This is a genomic window from Exiguobacterium sp. TDN 0502, from assembly GCF_050846835.1.
In the GTDB taxonomy this organism is placed as follows: Bacteria; Bacillota; Bacilli; order Exiguobacteriales; family Exiguobacteriaceae; genus Exiguobacterium_A.
This window is the reverse complement of record NZ_JBOZGJ010000006.1, coordinates 116,460-137,482: the sequence shown is the minus strand read 5'-3', so window position 1 is coordinate 137,482 and position 21,023 is coordinate 116,460. Positions and strand designations below refer to the sequence as shown.

Below are 21,023 nucleotides of genomic sequence, written 5' to 3'. Positions count from 1 at the left end.
GACAATTTATTTTTGCTTAAATCTGACAGGAATTTACCCTATCATCCGGGAAATCCTAATCTAACAACAATGGAGGCGTTTACATGAAAGTCATGCTCTTGACCGATATTCACGGAAATGCATCGGCATTGCGTGCAGCATTGTCCTATCTCGATCAACAATCAGACATTGATGCCGTCTATTGTCTTGGTGATCTTGTCGGCGTCGGGCCAGAACACAATGAGGTCATTGAGCTATTGAAGCATCGATCTGATATCCAGACGATTTCCGGAAATCATGACGAATGTGTCCTTGCTTTAATCCATGGGGAGACCTATCCCGATAGCTACCGGCACGCTAAAGAACATCATCAATGGATCGCGAATACACTGACGCATGAGAATCAGAAGTATTTAGAAGGATTACCGCGTGTCTTGAATATCACGCATCAGGAACAGATTATGCATCTGACGCACTATGCCTATGCCGATCTAACTAAGAAGATTGGGGATGAACCATTAAAACCAGCAGTAGAAGGAACGAAAGAAAACCTATCCGTCCTGTTTGCTGGAACTCACGCACGAATCATTGGCTTCGGTCATCATCACCCAGCACAACAAGTTGAGACGAATCAAACACTCTACATCAATCCTGGTGCGCTCGGGTGTCAGCAGACGACCGTCGCTCCGGTAGCGATCGTCAACTGGGAGAAGGACCACGTCCGGTCGGAAATCCTCATGATTCCATATGATGACCGACCGTTCCTGAATGTGCTCAACACGACAGAAATGCCGGAGCGGGAGTTGATGCGGCGTCTTTTCTTCGGCAACAGAACATGAAAAATCCTTCATGAAACATTCATGAAGGAAGTTGATCAAGCCGATAATTTCGTCATGATTGATACGAGGCATACGACGATCAGTAACAGGATGCCGATGTTTCGTTTCAACGGATGACGTGACCAGTAGAAGAATAGCGCAAGGAGAGGGGCTACAAAAAAAGCAAGGACAAGACTGATTAGTGTTGCAAGAAACAAGACAAATATCCAGAGCTTGCTTGTTGTCCGGTAAACCTGCCACATGTCGTAGAGTGACAGGAGTGTATAAGCAAGTAAGACAAACATGATTCCGGTCGATAAACTCAAAACGATCATCACTCCATTCCTTTTTAGTATAAGGGAAGGAGCGAGAAGGATTACACGACTTGAAGTAAAAAACGTGACGAATCGATGAACGCTACGGTAATGCATTAGAAGGGGGAAGGGTATCATGTCGGACATCTACCGTCGTTTTTTTCTATTTCCAGATATTTTGATCATGTGCGTGCTACTGATCGGAATAAGCAGTTATACCATTGCTCAGCCGTTTCATTGGTCAGTCCTCTTATTCTTTTGCCTTGGACTCCTTGTCTTTAGTTTCAGTGAATACCTGACACACCGCTTTTTGTTTCATTTACCGCCACCGAAGAATGCAGTCGGACGAAAGCTATTGAAACGACTCCACTATGATCATCATGCGCATCCGAATGAATTGCATCTGTTATTTTTACCAGTCTGGTATTCGTTGCCGAACCTTGGTTTCTTTGCAGGTTTGACGTATCTTCTGACGCAGTCTATCGTTTCGACAGCGGCAGCTGCCTGTGGACTGATCGTCATGTTACTTGTTTACGAATGGAAACATTATGTGGCGCACGTTCCACTGAAGCCGAAGACGCGCTTTGGGAAATGGATGAAAAAGACGCATCTGTTGCACCATTTCAAGAATGAACACTACTGGTTCGGCGTTTCGAATCCGGTCGGGGATTGGTTGTTTGGCACACTGAAGGATGAAAAAACGGTCGTCTCTAGCCAGACGGCACGTAATTTAGAAAAAGAATCAGATACTAAAAAACCGCCGATCGATTGACCGGCGGTTTTTGATTCATAGGACGCGCAACATGGCACGACGAATCGTATCGAGTTCGAGGGGACGAGCAATCGATGGCCATTCGGCAATCAGTGCAATGTACGTCCGGAAAATCAGAAAAGCTGTGACATCGACCGGTACGTCACGGTCATCTTGTCCGAGACGAGTCTCAAGGAGCGTTTTAAGATATTCGACGACATGTCGTTCGATCCGTGTCCGTAGTTCCTGCATCTCCTGTAATTTTAAGTTGCGTGTTTCTTCGATGATTTGAAGAATGAATAAGTGTTGTTGCTGATGATAGACGATGGCATCAATCATCGCTTGTTTGTTTTCTTCCACCGTCGCCTGTTCGACGTAAGCGCGTTCGGCTTCTTCCTTCATCTCTTGCAATACACGAGTCACGAGAGATTCAAATAAGTTGAGTTTGCTTTCAAACAGCTGATAGACAGTCGGTTTCCCGACGTGAGCGCGCCGGGCGACACGCTCAATCGTCGTTCCTTTATAACCGAGTTCAGAAAAGCAAGCCATCGCTGAATCGAGTATGAGTGTTTCTTTATCAGACAGTGTCATGTTGTTTTCGTCTCACTTTTGTTGAGAGTAGAATCCGTTTGGCTCCGAGCCCTCCAACGAAGCTGATGATCAAGGCGACGACTAGAATGGTCGCGAGGACTTGACTGTTTGAGATAAGCGCGTCCGTTACACCGAGTCCTAGAGCTTCACGGAATCCACCGACCGAATACGTCATCGGTAAGAAGGCATGGATTGCTTGGAAGAAGCCTGGTGTCATTTCGACAGGGAACGTTCCGCCACTACCACCGATTTGAAGCAGGAGGAGTAGGAAGGCAAGGAACTGTCCGACGCGACCGAGTAACATCGCGAGTGTGAACAGAATCGTGATGAACGTCATGCCTGTCAAAGCGGCGAATCCATAGAGCGCAGGGACACTCGCGACATCAGCATCAAGGACATAGACGATGGCTGTGGCCGCTGCGACCCCTTGTAAGGCTCCGATCGGTAAGATGAGCGATAATTTACCGACGAGGAAGCGCCATGTCAGACTCTCACCGTGTTCGGGGCGAATCTGATAAACAGACGAGAACATCAAGGCACCTGCGAATAAGGCAATGCTGAGGATATAAGCCGATAAACCGGAGCCGTAGTTGTTGACCGTCGAATAGTCATGTTCTTTCAAGACGACGGGTTCTGCCAGCATATTATCCCGTTCTTTTGTCGGCTTAACGGTTGCATCTTTAGCTCCTTTGCTGAGCTCATCCTTCAAGGTTTTAGCCCCGTCTTCCAGTTTCGTGTTGGCATCCGCGATTTTTGAAGCGCCGTCAGTCGTTTTACCGATGCCGTCTGTAATCGTAGTTGAGCCAGATGCCAATTGTCCTAATCCGTTGTTCAACGCGCTAGCGCCTGCTTGGAGTTGATGTGTGCCATCTGACAGCTGATTTGCGCCGTCAGCGAGTTGTGCGCCACCCGTTGCTGCTTTATGCACACCTGCAGTATATTGACCGAGTTTTTCATTGAATGTTTGTTGACCACTTGCTAATTGTTGAGCGCCAGACTCGACTTGTTTCGCACCGTCGACGAGTTTCACTTGACCGGCGTTCAGTTGCGATACAGCGGACTGGACTTGCTGACCACCAGCGGCGAGTTGACCGATTTTTTTCGTTGCTTCTGTTGCTTGAGCAAGACTCTGATCAATCGCCCCTTCTTGAGCGGCGAGGTTTTGAATGTTTTCTTCTAATGAACCGATGGAGCCGAGTAATGTTTGTTTTTCTTCATCCGATAACTGTTCAGAAGCAGAAATGACTTCTTTTAATTGAGCAACGTTTGCTTCAAGGGCTTCACGACGTGCCCGTAAGTCTTGTTTTGCTTTTTTTGCATCTTGATTGAGTTGCGTTAAAAAGGCATTCGCTGTTTGTGCTTTTTCATCCAGTTGATTTAAACCGTCCGTCAGCTGGGGAATTTTTTCATTGAGCTGAGCCGTACCCGCAGCCAGTTGCTCTGCTCCTTGGCGGACTTGTGTTGAGCCACCGCTGAGCTTTGTTGCGCCGTCTTCGAGTTGGGAAGCCCCATCTTGTAACTTTCCACCGTTTTCATCGAGTGTATTCAATCCGGAGGACAACTCACCTGTTTTTTGGGCAAAGAGGGCAGTCTTTTCATCGAGTGTCGTGACGCCATCACTGAGTTTTTTAGAACCTTGATTTGCTTCACCAAGTTTTTCGGACAGCGTCAGACTACCATCCGCAAGTTTTCCTAGGTTCGTTGCCAGTGTTTTTGCACCATCCGCTGTTTTGTGGTTGCCGTCCTCAAGTTTAGAGGAACCGTCCGATGCTTTTTCCATTCCGTTTGCGATTTTCTTTAAGGCGCCGAAAATGGCACTACTGTATTGTTGCGTAACGGATTTCCGGATTTTTTCATTTAACTGCTTCGCAGCCGTACTCGAAATTTGTGTCCCCGAATAGTTTTTGGCTGGATTTAAGTAATACTCCAATTCAATTTTCTTCGGATGATCATCGAGTAACGTTGTTGCGTTTTTAGAGAAGTTTTTCGGAATGACGACTGTCATGTAGACTTTGCCGTCCCGTAATTTTTTCTCTGCGTTGTCCTGAGACAAGAACTGCCAATCAAAATCATCATTTTTTTTGAGCTTGTCGACGAATTGATCCCCGATGTCGACTTTCTCTCCTTTGAACTTCGTCGCCTGGTCTTCGTTGACGATTGCGACCTTAATATCTTCTGTACGACCATATGGGTCCCAGAATGCAGATAAGAAGATAGAGTTGTAGAGAAACGGCACGAGGATGAGGGCGAGAATGACAACAATCATCATCGGACTCTTCAATTTCTTCCATTCTGAGCGAAACATAAATACAAATCCCCTTTCTAAAACTCAAAACTAATTTGGGTTTTAGGTTTTTCATGAGATTTACTTTACGCCCACTACCGTAAAAATGCAATGGATAATTCTTATTTTTTACATAAAAAAGACGACTCGGAAAAGTCGTCTTCTCAAAAACATCATTCAGGTAGTAATAGTAATTTTCCTGTACTGCGCCGGCTCTCTAAAAAATCATGTGCTTTCTTTCCATCGGATAGTGCAAAAGTCGTCGGCTCCGAGAGCGTAAGGTGACCGGAGAGAATCCAATCAAACAATTCGCCTGATCTTCGAATCCGTTCTTCAGAGGACGTTAAGACATTCCAGAGATCTCCACCGGTCAATGTTTTGGACGTATCCATTAAAAGACGGGGATCGACAGGTACGGGGTCGCCGCCTGCCATGCCGTAGAAGACGACCGTTCCATGCACTTTCGTGACTTGGAAGCTATCCAGTAGCGTTGAGCCGATCGATTCGTAGACCACGTCGACCCCTTTCCCGGCAGTTAACGTGAGTACTTGTTCGACCCAGTCTTCTGAATACAAGTAAACAGATGCACAGCCGGCGGTTTTGGCAATCTCTGCTTTATCAGAAGAAGAGGTCAATCCAATCGGTGTCGCCCCGAGCAACCGAATCAGTTGTGTCAGCAGCTGACCAACACCACCGGCGGCCGCGTGAACTAGGACAGTATCGCCTGGTTGGACAGGGTAGCTATCGCGAGTCAGGTAGTGTGCCGTCAATCCTTGTAATAAAACAGAGGCAGCTGTTTCGTACGAGATCCCGTCAGGAAGGGGAATCACCTTATCGACGGGGGCTGCCACGTACTCCGCGTTGGCCAGAGGAACGTCCGCAAAAGCCACCCGTTGACCTACATGGAATGTTGAAACCGCTGCTCCGGCTTCTGTGATGACCCCGGCTCCTTCGTATCCTAAAATATAAGGGGGCTGACCTTCTAAATGGTAGTTTCCTTTCCGGCGATAAATATCTGCAAAGTTCAGACCAATCGCTTTCATTTCAATGAGTACTTCCTGTTCGTTGATGATTGGTGTCGGTACATCCTCGAAGCGTAGCACGTCGGACGTTCCGAATTCATGGAATGTTAAAGCTTTCATCTCACCACATCCTTCACTAGTATACGAGTCTGCTTTCAGTATAAGGCAGAACATCTGAAAATGATGGACAGATGCGTTACACTATAAAAAAAGATGAAAGAAGGGACGTCATGAAGCGTGTCTTAATGGGTGGAATTCGTTTTTATCAGAAAGTCATTTCCCCCATGAAACCAGCCACATGTCGATTTTATCCGACGTGTTCCCATTATGGGATGGAGGCGATTGAGCGCCACGGGGCAGTAAAAGGCAGTTATTTGACGACACGTCGCCTGCTCCGTTGCCAACCGTTCCATCCCGGTGGTCTCGATTTTGTTCCAGAACCTGATCAATTTAGTTGGAAAGCACCGCTGCAGCGGGAAAATCCACGTGAGAAGGCGGAAGAAACAGAGGAATGAGTCATGTTGAGTCTTGCGTTGATAGTTTAATGGACGAAAAAAAGAGGAAGCGTGTTCCCGGAAATCATCCGGAACACGCTTCCTCTTTAATTATGGGCTGCTCATAGTTTACCTGTTAAAAACTGTGCTTCCCCGAGACCGAAACTCCAGTCCGCTGCATCATTTTCGACGATCGAGACCATTAAATCAGTCGGAGCAAGTCCGCAATTTGCTTCTAGCCGTTCGGCTAGCAAATGGTAGAGACGTTGTTTTTTCTCTTCCGTACGTGTTTTACTTGTCACACTGATGAGAACGATATTCTTACTCCGTTCAAATCCAAGTCCTGTATCTTGAATGACCATTTCATTCGCTTTATGCGTATGGACAATCTGGTAACGGTCCCGCTCCGGCACTTCAAATGCCTCGACCATCGCATCGTGTGCGGTGTCGAGCAATGTTTTTAACTCTTCTTCCGAACGTCCTTCAATGACGTCGAATCGTAATAACGGCATATGAAACCACTCCTTAATAAAAGTATGTAGAGTAGGGGAGAACCCTACTCTTATATTATTCGAAGAAAGGTTTGTATTGGCGACGATCGTGCATGACAGACAACCATTGGACAGTCGAGAATTCTTCAAGTACCCATTCACCGTTGAAGCGACCAAGTCCTGAATCTTTTTCACCACCGAATGGCATATGCGGCTCATCGTTGACCGATTGGTCATTGATATGAATCATACCTGTCTCAACTTCAAGCGCAAAGGCAGTCGCACGTTCAATAGAAGAACCGTGGACAGCACCGCTCAATCCGTATGGGAGCGAGTTTGCGATTTTAAGTGCTTCTTCATCCGTATCGAACGGGATGATGACAGCGACTGGTCCGAAGATTTCATTTTTAGCAAGCGGCATGTCATTTGTAACACCAGTCACGACAGTAGGTGCGATGACATTATCTTTTGCTTCGCCGCCGACACGAACAGTTGCGCCAGCAGCTTTTGTTTTCTCGAGATCTTCAAGAATCCGTTCCACTTGTGATTGATTGATGAGCGGTCCGACTTGTGTCCGGTCGTGTGATGGATCGCCGTACTGTAATTCTTTGACACGAGCAACATACTTCTCGACGAACTCATCATGAATCGAAGAGGCAACGAGAATCCGGTTCGTGGACATACAGATTTGACCTTGGTGGTAGAACTTGCTGTAGACAGCCGATTCAACCGCACGATCGAGGTCGGCATCATCAAGTACGACGAAGACGTTGTTTCCGCCAAGTTCTAGCGCTGTTTTCTTCAGATGTTTGCCGGCAAGTTCGCCGATGTGGCGACCGACTTCCGTTGAACCAGTGAATGAAATCAAGCGTGGGACAGGGTGTTCGACGATCGCGTCGCCGATTTCCGAACCGCGACCGACGATGACATTCAAGACACCTTTTGGTAATCCGGCTTTTTCAAACAGGCTCGCAAAAATCAATCCGCCTGAAACAGGTGTATCCGTAGCCGGTTTAACAACGACTGCGTTCCCGATGGCGATGGCAGTAGCGATTGACCGTACAGCTAAATGGAACGGGAAGTTCCATGGACTGATGACGCCGATGACACCAAGTGCTTTCCGGTAGATTCGGTTTTCTTTACCTGGTACGACCGATGGACGAATTTCACCGTGCATCCGCAATGGGAATGTGGCAGCTTCCTTGACGATCAAGACAGAAGCAAGGAATTCACCTTCTGCTTTGATGCGTGTACTGCCGGATTCTTTGATCAGCCAATCGATGATCGTTTCTTTTTCTTCGTATAAGACTTTCAAGAAGTTTTCGATCAGACCTTGTCGTTTTAAGGCTGGAACTTTCGCCCACTCTTTTTGAGCGACCTGAGCCGCTTCATACGCATCATCTAAATCTTGTTGGTTCGCGGCAGAGATCGTGAAGAGCTCTTCCCCCGTAAACGGATTCGTATTCGTCATGTTGCTGTCACTTGCGCCTGTGCGCCACTGACCATCAATGTAAATCTTCGTGAAGTCGGTATGCAGTGCTGTTTCATTCTGTTGAGCCATATCGTTTCATCTCCTATTCGTTTTCATAACAGTTAAGTTATTCACGTTATGAAAAGAAGTAAAACACATCACGACACTTTCACCAAATGTATTGCTTAGGAAAATGGTTTCGAGATGAGTAAAAACAGGAAATAATCAATATAGCAATATACAAAGGAGTGACATTGCGTGAAAAAATTGAAAGTACTGTCACGTGAAATCAACTGGTGGTGGCCGTTACTTTACGGACTCATCGGAATCGGGCTGACTGGAATCGTCATTTGGGCTGATTCCTATGTCTCCAACTGGTTTCCGGTGACGTGGAAGACGACGCTTGGATTGGCTCAAACCATTCACAGCTCGGTATTTACCGGGTTATTAGCCATGATGACGTTCACTTTCTCAACGATTTTAGTCGTCTTAACCACGTATTCTTCGCAATTTTCCCCGCGGACGTTACCGAACTTCATTGAGAATCGCCAAGTACAACACATTTTCGGGATTTTTATCGGAGCGGTCTCTTATTCGATGACGATGCTCTTTTTCCTCAGACCGGTTTTAAAGATGAGCATCGTCTCATCCGCCGTAGCCGTTTTAGTCGTTCTAATTTCGATTGCTGCCTTCGTAGCCTTCATTCATATCGTGAGTCAATCGATACGCGTCACGACGTTACTGGATCGGTTACACAATGAAGGAAATGACTTGCTTGCACGTCAATTGGATCACCTTGAGTCAGGAAATCAGGTGATCACAGAGCACAAAGGGAAGACTGATCATCCTTATGTCATTAAGGCGGCACGAACCGGATATATTCAGGCGATTGATTATGAGACGTTTGATCAGGAAGAAGGGGTATATATTCACCGGACTGTCGGATCGTTCGTCACGGAAGGGGAAGTGATTGGGCGTGCAACGTGTCAGGACATCGATGAAAGTATCCTGATTGGTCCTACGAAATCGTCGGAACAAGATTTTGCATTCGTTCTTGAAAAACTGAGTGAGGTTGCCCTGCGTGCCATTTCCCCAGGAATCAATGATCCGAATACTGCGAGACATGCAATTCGGATCATCGGTGACTTAATGCGGCAGTATGCCGTGATACCGGATGGTGCACTGGTTATCGGAACGCATCAGCAACACATCATCGAGCGGGAGACCTATCAAGAACTGTTGTATACGACTTTTTATCAGATGCGTCATTACGGAGCAGAGGATATTTCGGTTCTCGCCACCATGCTTGAATCACTCGGAATGATGAAGCGCAATGGACTGCCGAGCCATTCTGAGACGATTCAGCGTTTCATCCCGTACATCTGTTCAGAAGTCCGCTTCGAACACATGAACGAATGGGACCGTGCTTTTTTACAAGAACAAGTACATCGAGCGCTAGATGAAACCTTTTATTCCACTTCCCCGTAATAAGAGCAAGAACTTACAAGGAAGGGAGGATGAATCATGACTATCATATTGTGGAGTTTGATCGCGATCTGCTTTTTAGTTGCTTTTGCTGGACTTGTCTATCCGATCATACCGAGTGCGCCCATCCTAGTTGCCGGTTTTTTGATTTATGGATTTGGATTCGGATTTTCGGAGTTATCGATTAGTTTTTGGGTGATCCAAGCGATTTTCATCATTCTGTTGTTTACACTCGACTACCTCGTCAGTGCTTACACGGTCGATCGGCGCGGTGGATCACAAGCGGCTAAAATCGCGACAACTGTCGGATTGATTGCTGGACCTTTCCTCTTACCGGGGATCGGGTTACTGATTTTTCCGTTCGTCTTCGCCATCTTGACGGAGAAAATCATCAGCAAAAAAACGTGGGAAACGGCAGTGTCAGTCGGAATCGGAACAGTTCTCGGCATTCTGTCGAGTGCCTTGTTGAAGGGGATTGCGATGTTGCTCATGATCGTAATCTTCATCTTGTACGTTGTCTGACGGATGGAAATGGAGTCTTCAAGTACACATTTCATGAAAGTTCCGTTATAGTATGAATATGAAAAAGTGAGGAAGCTTTGAAATCTGAAGCTTCTTTTTGCTGGAAACCACCAGATGCCCCGGCATCTGGCTTTATATTAATGGAGGTGAATCCCCTTTTTTCGGGGAAACGATTGGACAGTACACACTCAATGGAGACATTCGACACGACGACGATCATCATTCGGCTATTTGTCATTGCGTTACTTATCGTCTTGACAGCTTTTTTTGTTGCCGCCGAATTTTCGGTCGTCAAAATGCGGATGTCTCGAATCGATCAGTTGATTACAGAAGGAAGCAAGACTGCGAAAGTGGCGAAGAAGCTGCTTGAGAATTTGGATTATTATTTATCGGCCTGTCAGCTCGGGATTACGGTAACAGCACTCGGTCTCGGGTGGTTAGGTGAATCGACCGTCGGCGCGATTCTCAGTATGTTATTTGAAGAAATCGATATTCCAAGTTCCGTTTCAACGATCATTTCGTTCGTTCTTGCATTCTCGATTGTAACGTTTCTTCATGTCGTCCTCGGGGAATTGGCCCCGAAATCCTTAGCGATCCAAAAGACGGAAGCGATCACGATGCTCCTTGCGCCGCCGCTTTATTGGTTCGGTAAGGTCATGAAACCATTCATTTGGACTTTGAATGGTTCAGCACGAGTCATTCTTCGGTTGTTTGGTGTCGAACCTGCAGGTCACGAAGAAGTACACTCGGAAGAAGAAATTAAAATCATCATGACTCAAAGTTATAAGAGTGGAGAAATCAACCAGACGGAACTTTCGTATATGCAAAACATCTTCTCATTCGATGAGCGGATTGCGAAAGACATCATGCTGCCGCGAACGGATTTGATTACGATTTCGAACGATGCATCGATGGAAGAAATCATTCGTCTAGTTGAGGAGTACCAGTTCACACGTTATCCGGTGGCAGAAGAGGGCGATAAGGATAAAATCCTTGGCTTCATCAATGCGAAACAGTTGTTTACGGACCATATGGCGAACAAAGGAAAAGCACTCAGCTATTACATCCATAACTTGCCGATCGTCTCTGAATACTCTCCGTTACAGGACGCGATGTTGAAAATGCAGGTCGAACGAACGCCGATGGCACTCGTGATTGACGAGTATGGCGGCACGGCAGGTGTCATTACGATGGAAGACATTCTTGAAGAAATCGTTGGAGAAATCCGTGACGAATTCGATAAAGATGAAAAAGCAGATATCGAACTCATTCATGAACGGCTTTATCGCATTTCAGGTCGTGTGTTGATTGATGATTTAAATGAGCGTTTCAACTTGGGCATTGAAGAGGAAGACATCGATACGATTGGCGGCTGGGTCATGGCACAGGATACAGAGGTATCGAGTGGACAAGAATTCCGCTATCAGGCATACACGATAAAAGTCATGGAAGTCGACAACCACCAAGTCAAATCGATTTATCTGCAGTTACCGGAACAGGAACCTGTGGTATCAGAAGAAGATGAGTGAACGAGATAAGAGGCAGCGGATTTTGTATCCGCTGCTTTTTTTGTGTATAGAAAGTCTTCTGGACAGACACTCCACGTGTTTAGCTCCTATGTTGACGGGTATTACTGTTTATGTGGCAAAAAACAATTTTTAATTCAACAGGAAAAGGGGTTTTCATGTTATGTCAAACGTCATTCTTACTTCACGTGCATCTGCAGTCGGTGGTCGCGACGGAAAGGTCGCTTCAGACGACAACGTCATCAATCTCGATTTAGTCATGCCAGGAACAAAGGGAAAAGAAGACATTCCAACATCGAACCCGGAACAGTTATTCGCAGCAGGATACGCCGCTTGTTTTGATGGTGCGTATAATCTGATGGCGCGCCAAGCGAAAAAACGAGTCGAGACGCGGACGAACTCAGAAGTCAGCCTCTTACAGGATGAAGCGGATAACGGTGTGAAAATTGCAGCGAAGCTCGTTCTTGAAGTCGTAGGCGTCTCGCAAGAAGAAGCAGAGGAATTGCTTGAGAAGGCACACAACTTCTGTCCGTACTCGAAAGCGACACGCGGAAACATCGATGTCGATCTTTCCGTCAAAGTCGTTGATTCATTATAATTCATGCATCATAAGGAGGATTCTCCATGTCACCGAAAGAAACCGATCGTCCAAACGAAAAATTGGAAGATGAACGGGATCGTCTGTCGGATAAGGAACGGAAGCTGACAGAGGCGCAACAAAAGGAAATCCTGAAAGGAAAAGACGAGATGCCGGATGATCCGGTCTCGCCACGGGATCGGGGAAAAGACCCGGTCTAAATCAAACAATTTGGGGGATGAATCATATGTCTAAAAAAGTAGCGGTTGTACTTGCCGATCATTTCGAAGATGTCGAATTCACAGGTCCTGTAGATGCTTTGAAAGAAGCCGGACACGAAGTGGTAGTCATCGGTGCTGAAAAGGGAACGGAGCTCGTCGGGAAACAAGAAGAGGCAAAAGTGAACGTTGATCGTTCGATTGATGAAACGTCAGCGACCGATTACGACGCGCTTCTCATTCCAGGAGGATTCTCACCTGACTTGTTGCGCGAAGACGATCGTTTCGTATCATTCGTAGAAGAATTCGAAATGTCTAAAAAGCCAATCTTCTCGATTTGTCACGGTCCACAATTGATGATTAACGCAAAAATCGTTAAAGGAAGAAAAATGACCGGCTACAAATCAATTCGAATTGATTTAGAAAATGCCGGAGTTGATTTCAAAGATGAAGAAGTCGTCGTTGATGATAATTTCATCTCGAGTCGACAACCGGACGATATTCCGGCGTTCAATCGGGAAATCGTAGCAAAACTGGCTTAATCGCAAAGAACCGGCACTGCAAAAATGCAGTGCCGGTTTTTTTATGCGTCTGGATAATCACATAGCTCTGTAATGACACCATGCGAGTGACGCGGATTCATATAAATCAACCGGCGACCGAATGGTGTCGTCCGATACGTATCTTCTAAAAACGTCAACCCCTGTTGTTTCGCTTCCGCAATGGCTTGATCCAAGTCATCAACGCGATAGGCGATATGATGGACACCTTTCCCCCGTTGTTTTAAAAATCGGGCAATCGGGCTGTCATTACTTGTAGGGGTTAATAGTTCGATATGGGCATCGTCAAATGCGATGACAGCAATGTTAGAAGCCACTCCGGGAGCGGGGTTCGAATACTCGCGTGTCAGTGTTCCGCCCAGTACCTGCGTGTAAAAGGAAATTGCTTCTTGCATATCGCGGACCGCAACACCAGTATGATCTAGTTTCATTCATGTATCCTCCTTACTGTTCGCTTCAGTTTCCCAAAAACAGAAACAAGTTGCAATGATAAGCTGTCTTCCAAATATTTCTATTACGAAAAGGGGAATCGATTTATTAAAAATGAAATATCACTGAAATATTATGGAAGAGGAATGAATGCTATAATCAAAAACGTTCTTATAAAAAAGAAAAACTATTATAGAATTTAAAATTAACTTATCTAACATGCGATATCACATACAACATACTACTAAGAGAAAAAGAGGGAATACTACATGAAAAAAACGTTCGCGTCGCTCATCGTTTCCGCACTAGTTCTTTCATCGGCACCTCATTTTGCTGCAGCTGACGATTTAAGTGAACAAAAAGCTAAAAACGAACAGCAACAACAAGACAATGCCAAACAACAAAAGAATCTAGAGTCTTCTGTTAACCAAGAAGGTCAAAAAATCTCTAAAACACAGCAAGAAGTCAATCGCTTGGATGAAGCATTGAATGAAAAAATCTTCGCTGTCGAGACAAAAGATCGCCAAATCAAAGCGACGGAACGTGAAATCGTTCAACTCGGAAAAGAAATCGAGAAGTACAAAGCGAAATTAAAACGTCAAGAGAAGTTGCTTGGAGATCGTCTTCGTGTCATGCAAGAGAATGACGGCAACTCAATCAAATGGGAAGAAGTCATCTTCGGAGCTAAAGACGTCGGTGACCTCGTCAGCCGCGTCATGGCTGGAAAGTCTATTTCCAAACAAGATGATAAGATGATCACGGATTATCAAAATACGCAAAAAAAATTAGCAGATGCACAACAAGAAGTAAAAGATAAAAAAGCACAATTGGTCGTTGAGAAACGCGAACTGAAACGTCAGCAAGCAGATCTTGAGTCACAATTAAAAGAGCGGAACAAACGCTTAAAAGAATTGCGCAAGAAGAAAGAAAAATTCGAAACGCAATTGATGGATGCAAAAGAAGTGCAACAAATCTTGATTGCTCAAGAAAAAGCGATTGCAGCTGAAAAAGCGGCACGTGAGCGCGAAGCACGAATTGAAAAAGAACGCAAAGCGCAAGCGGCACGTGAAGCAAAAGCACGGGCGGAGGCTGAAGCAGCTCAAGCAGCAGCACAGAAAGAAGCTGAGCAACAAGCTGCTAGAGAAGCAGCGGCTCAACAAGCTGCTCAAGAAAAAGCAGCACGTTCGACGAAGTCTTCGGGTTCGACGAAACAATCGACTCCGAAAACATCCGCACCTGCTCCAACACCATCAGCTCCTGCGACACCTAAACCAGCACCAGCACCATCGTCAGGTGGTCTGTTCATTCATCCGACAGTCGGGGCTGTAACGCAAGGCTACGGTTCCGCTGGTGGGGAGAACGGTTATACATTCCATAACGGAATCGACTTTGGTGGTCCAGTCGGCACGCCGATTGTCGCTGCTGCAACAGGAACAGTCATTACAGCATCAGGCGGCGGTCCTTACGGAAACCACGTCATGATCGCGCACCAGTTGAACGGAAAGACATACACGACTTTGTATGCACATATGAGTTCATTAAATGTACATGCGGGTCAACGTGTCAGCCAGGGTCAACAAATCGGTAAACGTGGTAGCACAGGGAATTCGACAGGTCCACACTTACACTTTGAAATCCACGTCGGTGGATACAGCTATAGTGCGACAGGTCCAGCTAGCTCGATCAATCCAATGACTATGTTTTAATTATGAAAGAATCGTTGCCTTGGCAACGGTTCTTTTTTTTATGATTTTCAAAAATCTAATGATTAGATTACAAAAAACCGTTTTCATTTGAAATGTAAATGAAATTTTTTTGAAACGATTACGGTGCTATAATCAATTTCAGATGTGAGAGAAACTTGAATACTATAATAAAATATGAAAAATACATAAGCGAGGAAACGATATATGCTAAAAAAACTAATTTCTACCATTGTTTTAGGGGCATTACTTATAACAGGAACACAACCAATCGCAGCGGCGACCATTAAGGAAAAAAAGGCCGAAAATGCCGCTGAGCAACGTAAATTAGAAAAAGCAATTAAAAAACAAGAGTCAAAGATTTCAAAAGAGCAACGCCAAATCAACCGCATTGATGCAGCGATTAACGAAAAAATCTTCCAAGTTTCAGAAAAAAATAAGCAAATCGAGAAGTTGAACCAGCGTATCGACGAGTTGAAAGCAGATATCGTTCGTTACGAAGAGATGTTACGAAAACAAGAAGAGTTGCTGGGTGACCGACTACGTGTCTTCCAAGAAAATGATGGAAACTCAATCAAGTGGGAAGAAGTCATCTTTGGATCAAAGGATTTAGGTGATCTCTTCAGCCGTGTCATGGCGGGTAAAAAAATCGCGGAACAAGATGATAAGATGATTTCTGATTACATTGCGACACAACAGAAGTTGGCAGAAGCTAAACAAGCGCTTGTCGAGAAAAAAGCGGAACAAGTGGCAGAAAAGAAAGTATTGATCGAACAAAAGAAATCTTTAAAAACACAAATGAAAGAACGCAGTGCTACGCTCAAAAAATTACGAAAAGGAAAGACGAAGTTCACGACAGAATTGTTAGATGCCAAAGAACTTCAAGCGACACTCGAAGCTCAGGAACGTGCAATCGCAGCAGCGAAAGCGGCAGCAAAAGCAGCAGCAGAGAAAGCCGCAGCTGAAAAAGCAGCCGCCGAACAAGCCGCTAAGGCGAACGCGCAAGCAGCCAAACAAACAGGTAAGAATGCAGGAACGACGACTTCGACTGCGGCTCCTGTTGTTTCGAGCGGTGGAAAATTCGTTCGACCATCTTCTGGTAGCGTTTCGCAAGGATTCGGACCAGCAAGCGGTGTGAACGGCTATACGTTCCACAACGGTGTTGATTTCCGCGGGGCAGTCGGATCTCCGATCGTCGCAGCAGCAGCCGGAACGGTCATTACAGCTTCAGGTGGTGGACCTTACGGCAATCACGTCATGATTTCGCATTTCATTGATGGAAAAGTGTATACGACAGTCTACGCGCATATGAGTTCATTATCCGTTCATGCGGGGCAGGCGGTCTCTCAAGGGCAGCAAGTCGGAACACTCGGTAGTACAGGGAATTCGACAGGACCACACTTGCATTTCGAATTACATGTCGGCGGTTATCAATACAGTGCCTCATCTCCTTTGAATGCAGTGAATCCATTAGCATATCTGTAATCTAAAACGGGCTTCGGCTCGTTTTTTTTTGCCCTCTATGCTACAGTTAAGGCGAAACGAATACTTGAGCAACTAGGGGAGCTGGAGGAATCCGGCTGAGAGGAAAACCAATCTGTTTTCGACCCTATTACCTGAACTGGATAATACCAGCGTAGGAAAGTTGAGCCGAACGGATACCGAAATGCGGATATAACGCTTTCGGATAGCGTCGACTGCTTTTTTACAGCAGTCGGCGCTTTTTTTTTCGGTAACGACTCCCTTACATTGCTCGATCGGAAGGTGAGAGGAACATGAAACATGTACTGACGATTGCAGGGTCCGACTCCGGTGGTGGAGCCGGGATTCAAGCCGATTTAAAAACATTTTCGGCGTTAGGCGTTTATGGAATGAGCGTCCTGACAGCCGTCACGGCACAAAATACGCTGGGTGTTCAAGCGGTGGAAGAGTTGTCACCGGAAATCGTCGACGCCCAATTATCATCGATTTTTTCAGACATTCGTGTCGATGCCATCAAAATCGGTATGGTCTCGAATGCAGAGACGATCCGTGTCATTGCTACACATCTTCGCGAACAGACCGTTCCGATCATACTAGACCCTGTCATGGTCGCAAAAGGCGGACATGCCCTATTGCGGACAGAAGCTGAACAAGCATTGATTTCGGATTTACTGCCACTTGCGACCCTCATCACACCCAATTTACCGGAAGCTGAGCGCTTAACGGCACAAGCGGTGACCAATCTAGAGGAAATGCGACTGGCGATGCATCAGTTAGCTACGCAGACAGGTGCAGTCTTACTAAAGGGGGGTCACTTACCGGGAGCTGCGACGGATTTGTTGTTTGATGGAGTGGAGGAACATCACTTCACATCGGAACGGTTAGACAATCAACACACTCACGGAACCGGCTGTACGTTATCAGCAGCGATTGCGGCACGAATGGCGCTTGGAGAAGATTTACCAACTAGTGTACGTCAGGCTAAGCACTACGTCACGGAGGCGATCCGTCACGGATTTGCGCTCGGACAAGGCATCGGACCCACACATCATTTTCATTCACTTTGGAGGGATACACATGTTTACGACCATTCTTGAACAGAAACCATTGATTCATCATCTGACGAATACGGTTACGATCAACGATTGTGCGAATATGACATTAGCAGTCGGAGCGTCGCCTGTCATGGCGGAGGATATTCGTGAAGTAGAGGAAATGGTCGGTCTCGCACAAGCACTCGTGTTGAACATCGGAACACTGGATGCAGACATGCAGGCATCCCAGCGGTTGGCCGCAAAAGAAGCAGCACGTTTAAACGTGCCGATTGTCCTTGATCCGGTCGGCGCAGGCGCAACGACACTGCGGACATCGTTTTCTCAAGAGTTGATCAATCTGGTCCCGTGTACGGTCATTAAGGGAAATGCATCTGAAATTAAGACATTGCTTGGAGCGGTTGGACGAACGAAAGGAGTCGACGCTTCGGTGGATGACGTGATGGATCGAGACGGGATACGTGCATTCGCCCGTAAACATCGATCGGTCATCGTCGTGACAGGACCGATGGATTACATCACAGATGGCGAACGGGAGCTAACGCTTCGAACGGGAACGCCGCGACTTGGACTCATCACGGGAACTGGCTGTATGACAGCTTCGCTGATCGCGGGTTTCCTCGGTGCCGGATATTCGGCATTTGAAGCCGCGGTTCACGGCACGTTCATCATGGGGAAAGCGGGCGAGCAGGCATCCATGGCGCTAGGGCTTGGAGACTTCAAACGCGAATTGTTCAATGCCATCAGCCTGATGACGGAACAGGATTTGATGGAGGTATCCGTACATGCCAATTGATTATTCCATCTACGCTGTGACAGACCGGAGATATCACCCGGGAGTCGCCATCGAAACGGTCGTCGAAGAGGCCATTTTAGGTGGGGCGACCATCGTGCAACTACGGGAAAAAACAGCACAAGGGAAAGACTTTTTGGAGCAGGCGATTCGCTTGAAAACAGTCACGGACTCCTTTGGTGTGCCGTTGATCATCAATGACCGGATTGATATCGCGTTATTAGTAAAAGCAGGTCTTCACATCGGACAAGAAGATATTCCTCTAACGGCTGCCCGTCGGTTACTGCCGAACGCTGTCATCGGTGTATCCGTTGCAACGGTGGAGCAGGCCATTGAAGCGGAGCGAAACGGGGCATCTTATCTTGGAGTCGGATCTTTATTTGCGACCTCATCTAAAGCGGATGCTGATGCGATGTCTTACGCGACACTCGAAGCGATTCGAAAAGCTGTTAACCTTCCGTTGATCGGCATTGGCGGTATTACCGCTACGAATGTGTCTTCACTTCCGCTTCCCCTTGAAGGCTATGCTGTCATTTCTGAAATTTTTGCTCAAGAAGATCGCCGGGCTGCTACGCGACGCATGACGGATGCCGTTCAAGAGTGGCATCAATCTTTTCAGAACAGGGTATAACCTGTTCAGAGGTGATTGTATTGAAATGGCAAACCATCCGTTTTCGCGGCCATTGGATTCGCTACCGATTGGAATCGCAAATCATTCGGTTGGATAATCAAGGCATATACCACTTAGGGAAAGTGTTATTTCCACGACCGGATCGGATATCTTATGAACTGGCGCGTCTATTAAAGCAAAAGTATGAACGACGCTATAAACGTCCGCTGTACATTAAAACAAGTTCGATTGCGACGGAGATTTGGGGGCATACGCACCTAGATATCTTTTATCGAATCCTACTTCGTCTTCCGCTTCCGCGTCGGTTACGTCACCGCTACGTGAATCGTTTAAAGAGTACGAAAATCATTGATATCGGTGTACGAGCTGTGGATCAAAACCGGATTGTATGGGATATCGGTGATTTCGTAGGCGGTTGGCTGGTGTTCTGGTTAGTTCGACGACACAGGCGCTGAACTTGCAATGTCTCTTTTGCCATGGTGCAATAGAGAGAGAAACGAGGTGACGGAAATGGAAGCTCCCCGCTGTGAGACGATCGCGATTGACGAACGACGTGCTGCGGAAATCGGACAAGTCGTGGATACGATCCCGACGCCTGAAATCGGAAAGTTATTTAAGATTTTGTCGGATGCTACACGATTACGCATCGTCTATGCTCTGACAATCGAAGAAGAACTATGTGTCTGTGATGTTTCGGCATCCGTTGACTGCTCGATTGCTACTGCATCGCATCATTTACGTTCCTTGTTGAAACAAGGGCTCGTCAAGTTCCGTAAAGAAGGAAAAGTCGTCTATTATTCCTTGGATGATCATCACGTATCGTCGCTTGTTCATATGGCGATGGAGCATGTTCAAGAAGGAAAAGCCATTTCAGAATAAAAAAGTGCTGTATTCCACGCTTTAGATGTGAAACAATCCCCTATTTCGAAATCGAAATAGGGGATTGTTGGTGTATACGAATCAAGCAACAGAGAGGCTTTGGATGTGAGCTACAACAAAAGTATACGGGATATTCAGTATTAAAAGCCAAGGAAGCTCCTGCCACTTTAAAGCTGTTTGTCGGGAGGATTTGCCGGAGTGAGTCGATGAAAGAAAAAAACAGTAGCCGCAATGAGCAAAAAAGACAGAATCGAGAGTCCGAGACACATCCATTTATATGTAGCAATCAAGGCGTCCGATTGTTGGAGTTGCGATTGGAGTGTTTTATATAAGTCATCTTTCACCCGTGAAAGATCCTCTAAAATCGTTTGTGTCGTTTGGGTAGATTGCCGAGCAAGTTGTTTTGCTGCTGCTGGACTTTGACGTTCGTAGACGACGAAAACGCGTTCGATCTCAGATTCCCAAACATTGTTTCGGCGTAACAGATCTTTGACAGCTCCCGGTGTAGTCGGTGACTGGTTCAAGCTATTGCGTAAGTCATGAATTTTTGAAGTTGAAAAGTAGTACTGTTCAATATACCGATTATCTTCATACAATAGAAGACCACGAACGGCATTCGCGCGATCCCGATTATGTTCAACAAGCTGATCGACTTGATTAATCAAGGGGATGTCCCGATCCTTCATCTGCTCCGTCATCGCAGCAATCGTTCGATAGCCGGAAAAAGCGTAAATAATAGGGATGGAGGCGAATAGACTGATGAAAAAAATCAGTAAGATGCGTTGACGCCAAAGTGAGTGCATGCAATCATTCCTTTAAATATAGAGACATGTCATTAGCTTAACTACTATTGCAAAAAAAGTGAAGCCTATCCATTTTTTGAATAGGAACTAGTGTTTTTTTCAATCATTCGTGACATTAAAAGCAGGAATGTGGAGTCGCTACGAGAAG

The 21,023-nt window shown here is 46.1% G+C and carries 24 protein-coding genes and 1 riboswitch; of the genes, 16 read left to right on the top strand and 8 right to left on the bottom strand.

The genetic code is table 11. The features are described from left to right. Positions 1 to 83: 83 nt before the first annotated feature. Positions 84 to 818 carry a metallophosphoesterase family protein gene (locus tag ACRPK8_RS08680; protein WP_432237870.1) on the top strand — a complete coding sequence of 245 codons (735 nt, stop codon included), beginning with the start codon at positions 84 to 86 and terminating at the stop codon, positions 816 to 818. Positions 819 to 853: 35 nt separating this feature from the next. Here the strand turns inward: ACRPK8_RS08680 and ACRPK8_RS08675 are convergent, their stop codons facing one another. Further along, positions 854 to 1,132, bottom strand: a complete 279-nt coding sequence (locus ACRPK8_RS08675) for a hypothetical protein (protein ID WP_432237869.1) — start codon at positions 1,130 to 1,132, stop codon at positions 854 to 856. A 115-nt stretch (positions 1,133 to 1,247) separates the two neighbouring features. On the opposite strand from ACRPK8_RS08675, the gene ACRPK8_RS08670 reads away from it, so the two are divergent. Next, the gene (locus ACRPK8_RS08670) at positions 1,248 to 1,883 is read left to right on the top strand and encodes a sterol desaturase family protein (RefSeq protein ID WP_432237868.1); all 636 of its coding nucleotides are present in this window, start codon (positions 1,248 to 1,250) and stop codon (positions 1,881 to 1,883) included. Between the two features lie 15 nt (positions 1,884 to 1,898). Here ACRPK8_RS08670 and ACRPK8_RS08665 read toward each other — a convergent pair whose 3' ends face one another. The 3 genes from ACRPK8_RS08665 to ACRPK8_RS08655 all read right to left on the bottom strand — a co-directional run bounded on the left by ACRPK8_RS08665 (position 1,899) and on the right by ACRPK8_RS08655 (position 5,879). Further along, complete coding sequence (locus ACRPK8_RS08665; RefSeq protein ID WP_432237867.1) at positions 1,899 to 2,453, bottom strand: TetR/AcrR family transcriptional regulator; 555 nt, start codon at positions 2,451 to 2,453, stop codon at positions 1,899 to 1,901. Continuing rightward, a complete protein-coding gene (locus tag ACRPK8_RS08660; protein ID WP_432237866.1) occupies positions 2,440 to 4,758 on the bottom strand; it encodes a YhgE/Pip family protein in 2,319 nt (772 codons plus the stop codon). The genes ACRPK8_RS08665 and ACRPK8_RS08660 overlap by 14 nt, the downstream gene beginning before the upstream one ends. A gap of 152 nt (positions 4,759 to 4,910) precedes the next feature. After that, complete coding sequence (locus ACRPK8_RS08655) at positions 4,911 to 5,879, bottom strand: quinone oxidoreductase family protein (RefSeq protein ID WP_432237865.1); 969 nt, start codon at positions 5,877 to 5,879, stop codon at positions 4,911 to 4,913. 110 nt (positions 5,880 to 5,989) lie between these two features. On the opposite strand from ACRPK8_RS08655, the gene yidD reads away from it, so the two are divergent. Beyond that, positions 5,990 to 6,274, top strand: coding sequence for a membrane protein insertion efficiency factor YidD (yidD, locus tag ACRPK8_RS08650; RefSeq protein ID WP_432237864.1), 285 nt, complete (start codon positions 5,990 to 5,992; stop codon positions 6,272 to 6,274). A 101-nt stretch (positions 6,275 to 6,375) separates the two neighbouring features. On the opposite strand, the gene ACRPK8_RS08645 is transcribed toward yidD, so the two are convergent. Together ACRPK8_RS08645 and ACRPK8_RS08640 are read right to left on the bottom strand one after the other, a co-directional pair. Continuing rightward, positions 6,376 to 6,765 carry a tautomerase family protein gene (locus ACRPK8_RS08645; RefSeq protein WP_432237863.1) on the bottom strand — a complete coding sequence of 130 codons (390 nt, stop codon included), beginning with the start codon at positions 6,763 to 6,765 and terminating at the stop codon, positions 6,376 to 6,378. A 55-nt stretch (positions 6,766 to 6,820) separates the two neighbouring features. Next, the gene (locus tag ACRPK8_RS08640) at positions 6,821 to 8,305 is read right to left on the bottom strand and encodes an aldehyde dehydrogenase family protein (RefSeq protein WP_432237862.1); all 1,485 of its coding nucleotides are present in this window, start codon (positions 8,303 to 8,305) and stop codon (positions 6,821 to 6,823) included. A gap of 168 nt (positions 8,306 to 8,473) precedes the next feature. Between ACRPK8_RS08640 and ACRPK8_RS08635 the strand changes: the two genes are divergently transcribed. From ACRPK8_RS08635 to ACRPK8_RS08610, 6 genes are all read left to right on the top strand, one after another. After that, positions 8,474 to 9,703: a DUF2254 domain-containing protein gene (locus ACRPK8_RS08635; RefSeq protein WP_432237861.1), complete on the top strand. Its 1,230-nt coding sequence runs from the start codon at positions 8,474 to 8,476 to the stop codon at positions 9,701 to 9,703. Positions 9,704 to 9,739: 36 nt separating this feature from the next. After that, on the top strand, positions 9,740 to 10,222 hold the full coding sequence (locus tag ACRPK8_RS08630) for a DUF456 domain-containing protein (protein WP_432237860.1): 483 nt from the start codon (positions 9,740 to 9,742) through the stop codon (positions 10,220 to 10,222). A 191-nt stretch (positions 10,223 to 10,413) separates the two neighbouring features. Further along, positions 10,414 to 11,751, top strand: a complete 1,338-nt coding sequence (locus tag ACRPK8_RS08625) for a hemolysin family protein (protein WP_432237859.1) — start codon at positions 10,414 to 10,416, stop codon at positions 11,749 to 11,751. Between the two features lie 160 nt (positions 11,752 to 11,911). Further along, complete coding sequence (locus ACRPK8_RS08620; RefSeq protein WP_432237858.1) at positions 11,912 to 12,346, top strand: Ohr family peroxiredoxin; 435 nt, start codon at positions 11,912 to 11,914, stop codon at positions 12,344 to 12,346. Positions 12,347 to 12,372: 26 nt separating this feature from the next. Further along, positions 12,373 to 12,546 (top strand): hypothetical protein, encoded by a 174-nt coding sequence (locus tag ACRPK8_RS08615; protein WP_432237857.1) that lies wholly within the window; start codon positions 12,373 to 12,375, stop codon positions 12,544 to 12,546. A gap of 26 nt (positions 12,547 to 12,572) precedes the next feature. Beyond that, positions 12,573 to 13,085 carry a type 1 glutamine amidotransferase domain-containing protein gene (locus ACRPK8_RS08610; protein ID WP_432237856.1) on the top strand — a complete coding sequence of 171 codons (513 nt, stop codon included), beginning with the start codon at positions 12,573 to 12,575 and terminating at the stop codon, positions 13,083 to 13,085. A gap of 41 nt (positions 13,086 to 13,126) precedes the next feature. Here ACRPK8_RS08610 and mce read toward each other — a convergent pair whose 3' ends face one another. Next, on the bottom strand, positions 13,127 to 13,534 hold the full coding sequence (gene mce / locus ACRPK8_RS08605) for a methylmalonyl-CoA epimerase (RefSeq protein WP_432237855.1): 408 nt from the start codon (positions 13,532 to 13,534) through the stop codon (positions 13,127 to 13,129). A 267-nt stretch (positions 13,535 to 13,801) separates the two neighbouring features. Between mce and ACRPK8_RS08600 the strand changes: the two genes are divergently transcribed. From ACRPK8_RS08600 to ACRPK8_RS08570, 7 genes are all read left to right on the top strand, one after another. After that, on the top strand, positions 13,802 to 15,238 hold the full coding sequence (locus tag ACRPK8_RS08600; protein ID WP_432237854.1) for a murein hydrolase activator EnvC family protein: 1,437 nt from the start codon (positions 13,802 to 13,804) through the stop codon (positions 15,236 to 15,238). Between the two features lie 204 nt (positions 15,239 to 15,442). After that, on the top strand, positions 15,443 to 16,720 hold the full coding sequence (locus ACRPK8_RS08595; protein ID WP_432237853.1) for a murein hydrolase activator EnvC family protein: 1,278 nt from the start codon (positions 15,443 to 15,445) through the stop codon (positions 16,718 to 16,720). A 64-nt stretch (positions 16,721 to 16,784) separates the two neighbouring features. Further along, positions 16,785 to 16,895: riboswitch (TPP riboswitch) on the top strand. Positions 16,896 to 17,010: 115 nt separating this feature from the next. Continuing rightward, positions 17,011 to 17,814, top strand: coding sequence for a bifunctional hydroxymethylpyrimidine kinase/phosphomethylpyrimidine kinase (thiD, locus tag ACRPK8_RS08590; RefSeq protein ID WP_432237852.1), 804 nt, complete (start codon positions 17,011 to 17,013; stop codon positions 17,812 to 17,814). Next, complete coding sequence (gene thiM / locus ACRPK8_RS08585) at positions 17,795 to 18,565, top strand: hydroxyethylthiazole kinase (RefSeq protein WP_432237851.1); 771 nt, start codon at positions 17,795 to 17,797, stop codon at positions 18,563 to 18,565. The genes thiD and thiM overlap by 20 nt, the downstream gene beginning before the upstream one ends. Next, positions 18,555 to 19,193, top strand: coding sequence for a thiamine phosphate synthase (thiE, locus tag ACRPK8_RS08580; RefSeq protein ID WP_432237850.1), 639 nt, complete (start codon positions 18,555 to 18,557; stop codon positions 19,191 to 19,193). Before thiM ends, thiE begins: the two co-directional genes overlap by 11 nt. An 11-nt stretch (positions 19,194 to 19,204) precedes the next feature. Beyond that, positions 19,205 to 19,648: a hypothetical protein gene (locus ACRPK8_RS08575; RefSeq protein ID WP_432237849.1), complete on the top strand. Its 444-nt coding sequence runs from the start codon at positions 19,205 to 19,207 to the stop codon at positions 19,646 to 19,648. A 55-nt stretch (positions 19,649 to 19,703) separates the two neighbouring features. Beyond that, positions 19,704 to 20,072: an ArsR/SmtB family transcription factor gene (locus tag ACRPK8_RS08570; protein WP_432237848.1), complete on the top strand. Its 369-nt coding sequence runs from the start codon at positions 19,704 to 19,706 to the stop codon at positions 20,070 to 20,072. 167 nt (positions 20,073 to 20,239) lie between these two features. Here the strand turns inward: ACRPK8_RS08570 and ACRPK8_RS08565 are convergent, their stop codons facing one another. Beyond that, on the bottom strand, positions 20,240 to 20,875 hold the full coding sequence (locus ACRPK8_RS08565; RefSeq protein WP_432237847.1) for a CHASE3 domain-containing protein: 636 nt from the start codon (positions 20,873 to 20,875) through the stop codon (positions 20,240 to 20,242). Positions 20,876 to 21,023 lie beyond the last annotated feature (148 nt).

What these genes read in the sequence shown, in the direction of transcription:
- ACRPK8_RS08655 (WP_432237865.1), bottom strand. Translation starts at nt 5,879, where the DNA reads ATGAAAGCTTTAACATTCCATGAATTCGGAACGTCCGACGTGCTACGC.
- ACRPK8_RS08630 (WP_432237860.1), top strand. Translation starts at nt 9,740, where the DNA reads ATGACTATCATATTGTGGAGTTTGATCGCGATCTGCTTTTTAGTTGCT.
- ACRPK8_RS08570 (WP_432237848.1), top strand. Translation starts at nt 19,704, where the DNA reads ATGGAAGCTCCCCGCTGTGAGACGATCGCGATTGACGAACGACGTGCT.
- ACRPK8_RS08640 (WP_432237862.1), bottom strand. Translation starts at nt 8,305, where the DNA reads ATGGCTCAACAGAATGAAACAGCACTGCATACCGACTTCACGAAGATT.
- ACRPK8_RS08660 (WP_432237866.1), bottom strand. Translation starts at nt 4,758, where the DNA reads ATGTTTCGCTCAGAATGGAAGAAATTGAAGAGTCCGATGATGATTGTT.
- thiE (WP_432237850.1), top strand. Translation starts at nt 18,555, where the DNA reads ATGCCAATTGATTATTCCATCTACGCTGTGACAGACCGGAGATATCAC.
- ACRPK8_RS08615 (WP_432237857.1), top strand. Translation starts at nt 12,373, where the DNA reads ATGTCACCGAAAGAAACCGATCGTCCAAACGAAAAATTGGAAGATGAA.
- ACRPK8_RS08670 (WP_432237868.1), top strand. Translation starts at nt 1,248, where the DNA reads ATGTCGGACATCTACCGTCGTTTTTTTCTATTTCCAGATATTTTGATC.
- thiD (WP_432237852.1), top strand. Translation starts at nt 17,011, where the DNA reads ATGAAACATGTACTGACGATTGCAGGGTCCGACTCCGGTGGTGGAGCC.
- ACRPK8_RS08645 (WP_432237863.1), bottom strand. Translation starts at nt 6,765, where the DNA reads ATGCCGTTATTACGATTCGACGTCATTGAAGGACGTTCGGAAGAAGAG.
- ACRPK8_RS08610 (WP_432237856.1), top strand. Translation starts at nt 12,573, where the DNA reads ATGTCTAAAAAAGTAGCGGTTGTACTTGCCGATCATTTCGAAGATGTC.
- ACRPK8_RS08680 (WP_432237870.1), top strand. Translation starts at nt 84, where the DNA reads ATGAAAGTCATGCTCTTGACCGATATTCACGGAAATGCATCGGCATTG.
- mce (WP_432237855.1), bottom strand. Translation starts at nt 13,534, where the DNA reads ATGAAACTAGATCATACTGGTGTTGCGGTCCGCGATATGCAAGAAGCA.
- thiM (WP_432237851.1), top strand. Translation starts at nt 17,795, where the DNA reads ATGTTTACGACCATTCTTGAACAGAAACCATTGATTCATCATCTGACG.
- ACRPK8_RS08665 (WP_432237867.1), bottom strand. Translation starts at nt 2,453, where the DNA reads ATGACACTGTCTGATAAAGAAACACTCATACTCGATTCAGCGATGGCT.
- ACRPK8_RS08675 (WP_432237869.1), bottom strand. Translation starts at nt 1,132, where the DNA reads ATGATCGTTTTGAGTTTATCGACCGGAATCATGTTTGTCTTACTTGCT.
- ACRPK8_RS08565 (WP_432237847.1), bottom strand. Translation starts at nt 20,875, where the DNA reads ATGCACTCACTTTGGCGTCAACGCATCTTACTGATTTTTTTCATCAGT.
- ACRPK8_RS08625 (WP_432237859.1), top strand. Translation starts at nt 10,414, where the DNA reads ATGGAGACATTCGACACGACGACGATCATCATTCGGCTATTTGTCATT.
- yidD (WP_432237864.1), top strand. Translation starts at nt 5,990, where the DNA reads ATGAAGCGTGTCTTAATGGGTGGAATTCGTTTTTATCAGAAAGTCATT.
- ACRPK8_RS08595 (WP_432237853.1), top strand. Translation starts at nt 15,443, where the DNA reads ATGCTAAAAAAACTAATTTCTACCATTGTTTTAGGGGCATTACTTATA.
- ACRPK8_RS08600 (WP_432237854.1), top strand. Translation starts at nt 13,802, where the DNA reads ATGAAAAAAACGTTCGCGTCGCTCATCGTTTCCGCACTAGTTCTTTCA.
- ACRPK8_RS08620 (WP_432237858.1), top strand. Translation starts at nt 11,912, where the DNA reads ATGTCAAACGTCATTCTTACTTCACGTGCATCTGCAGTCGGTGGTCGC.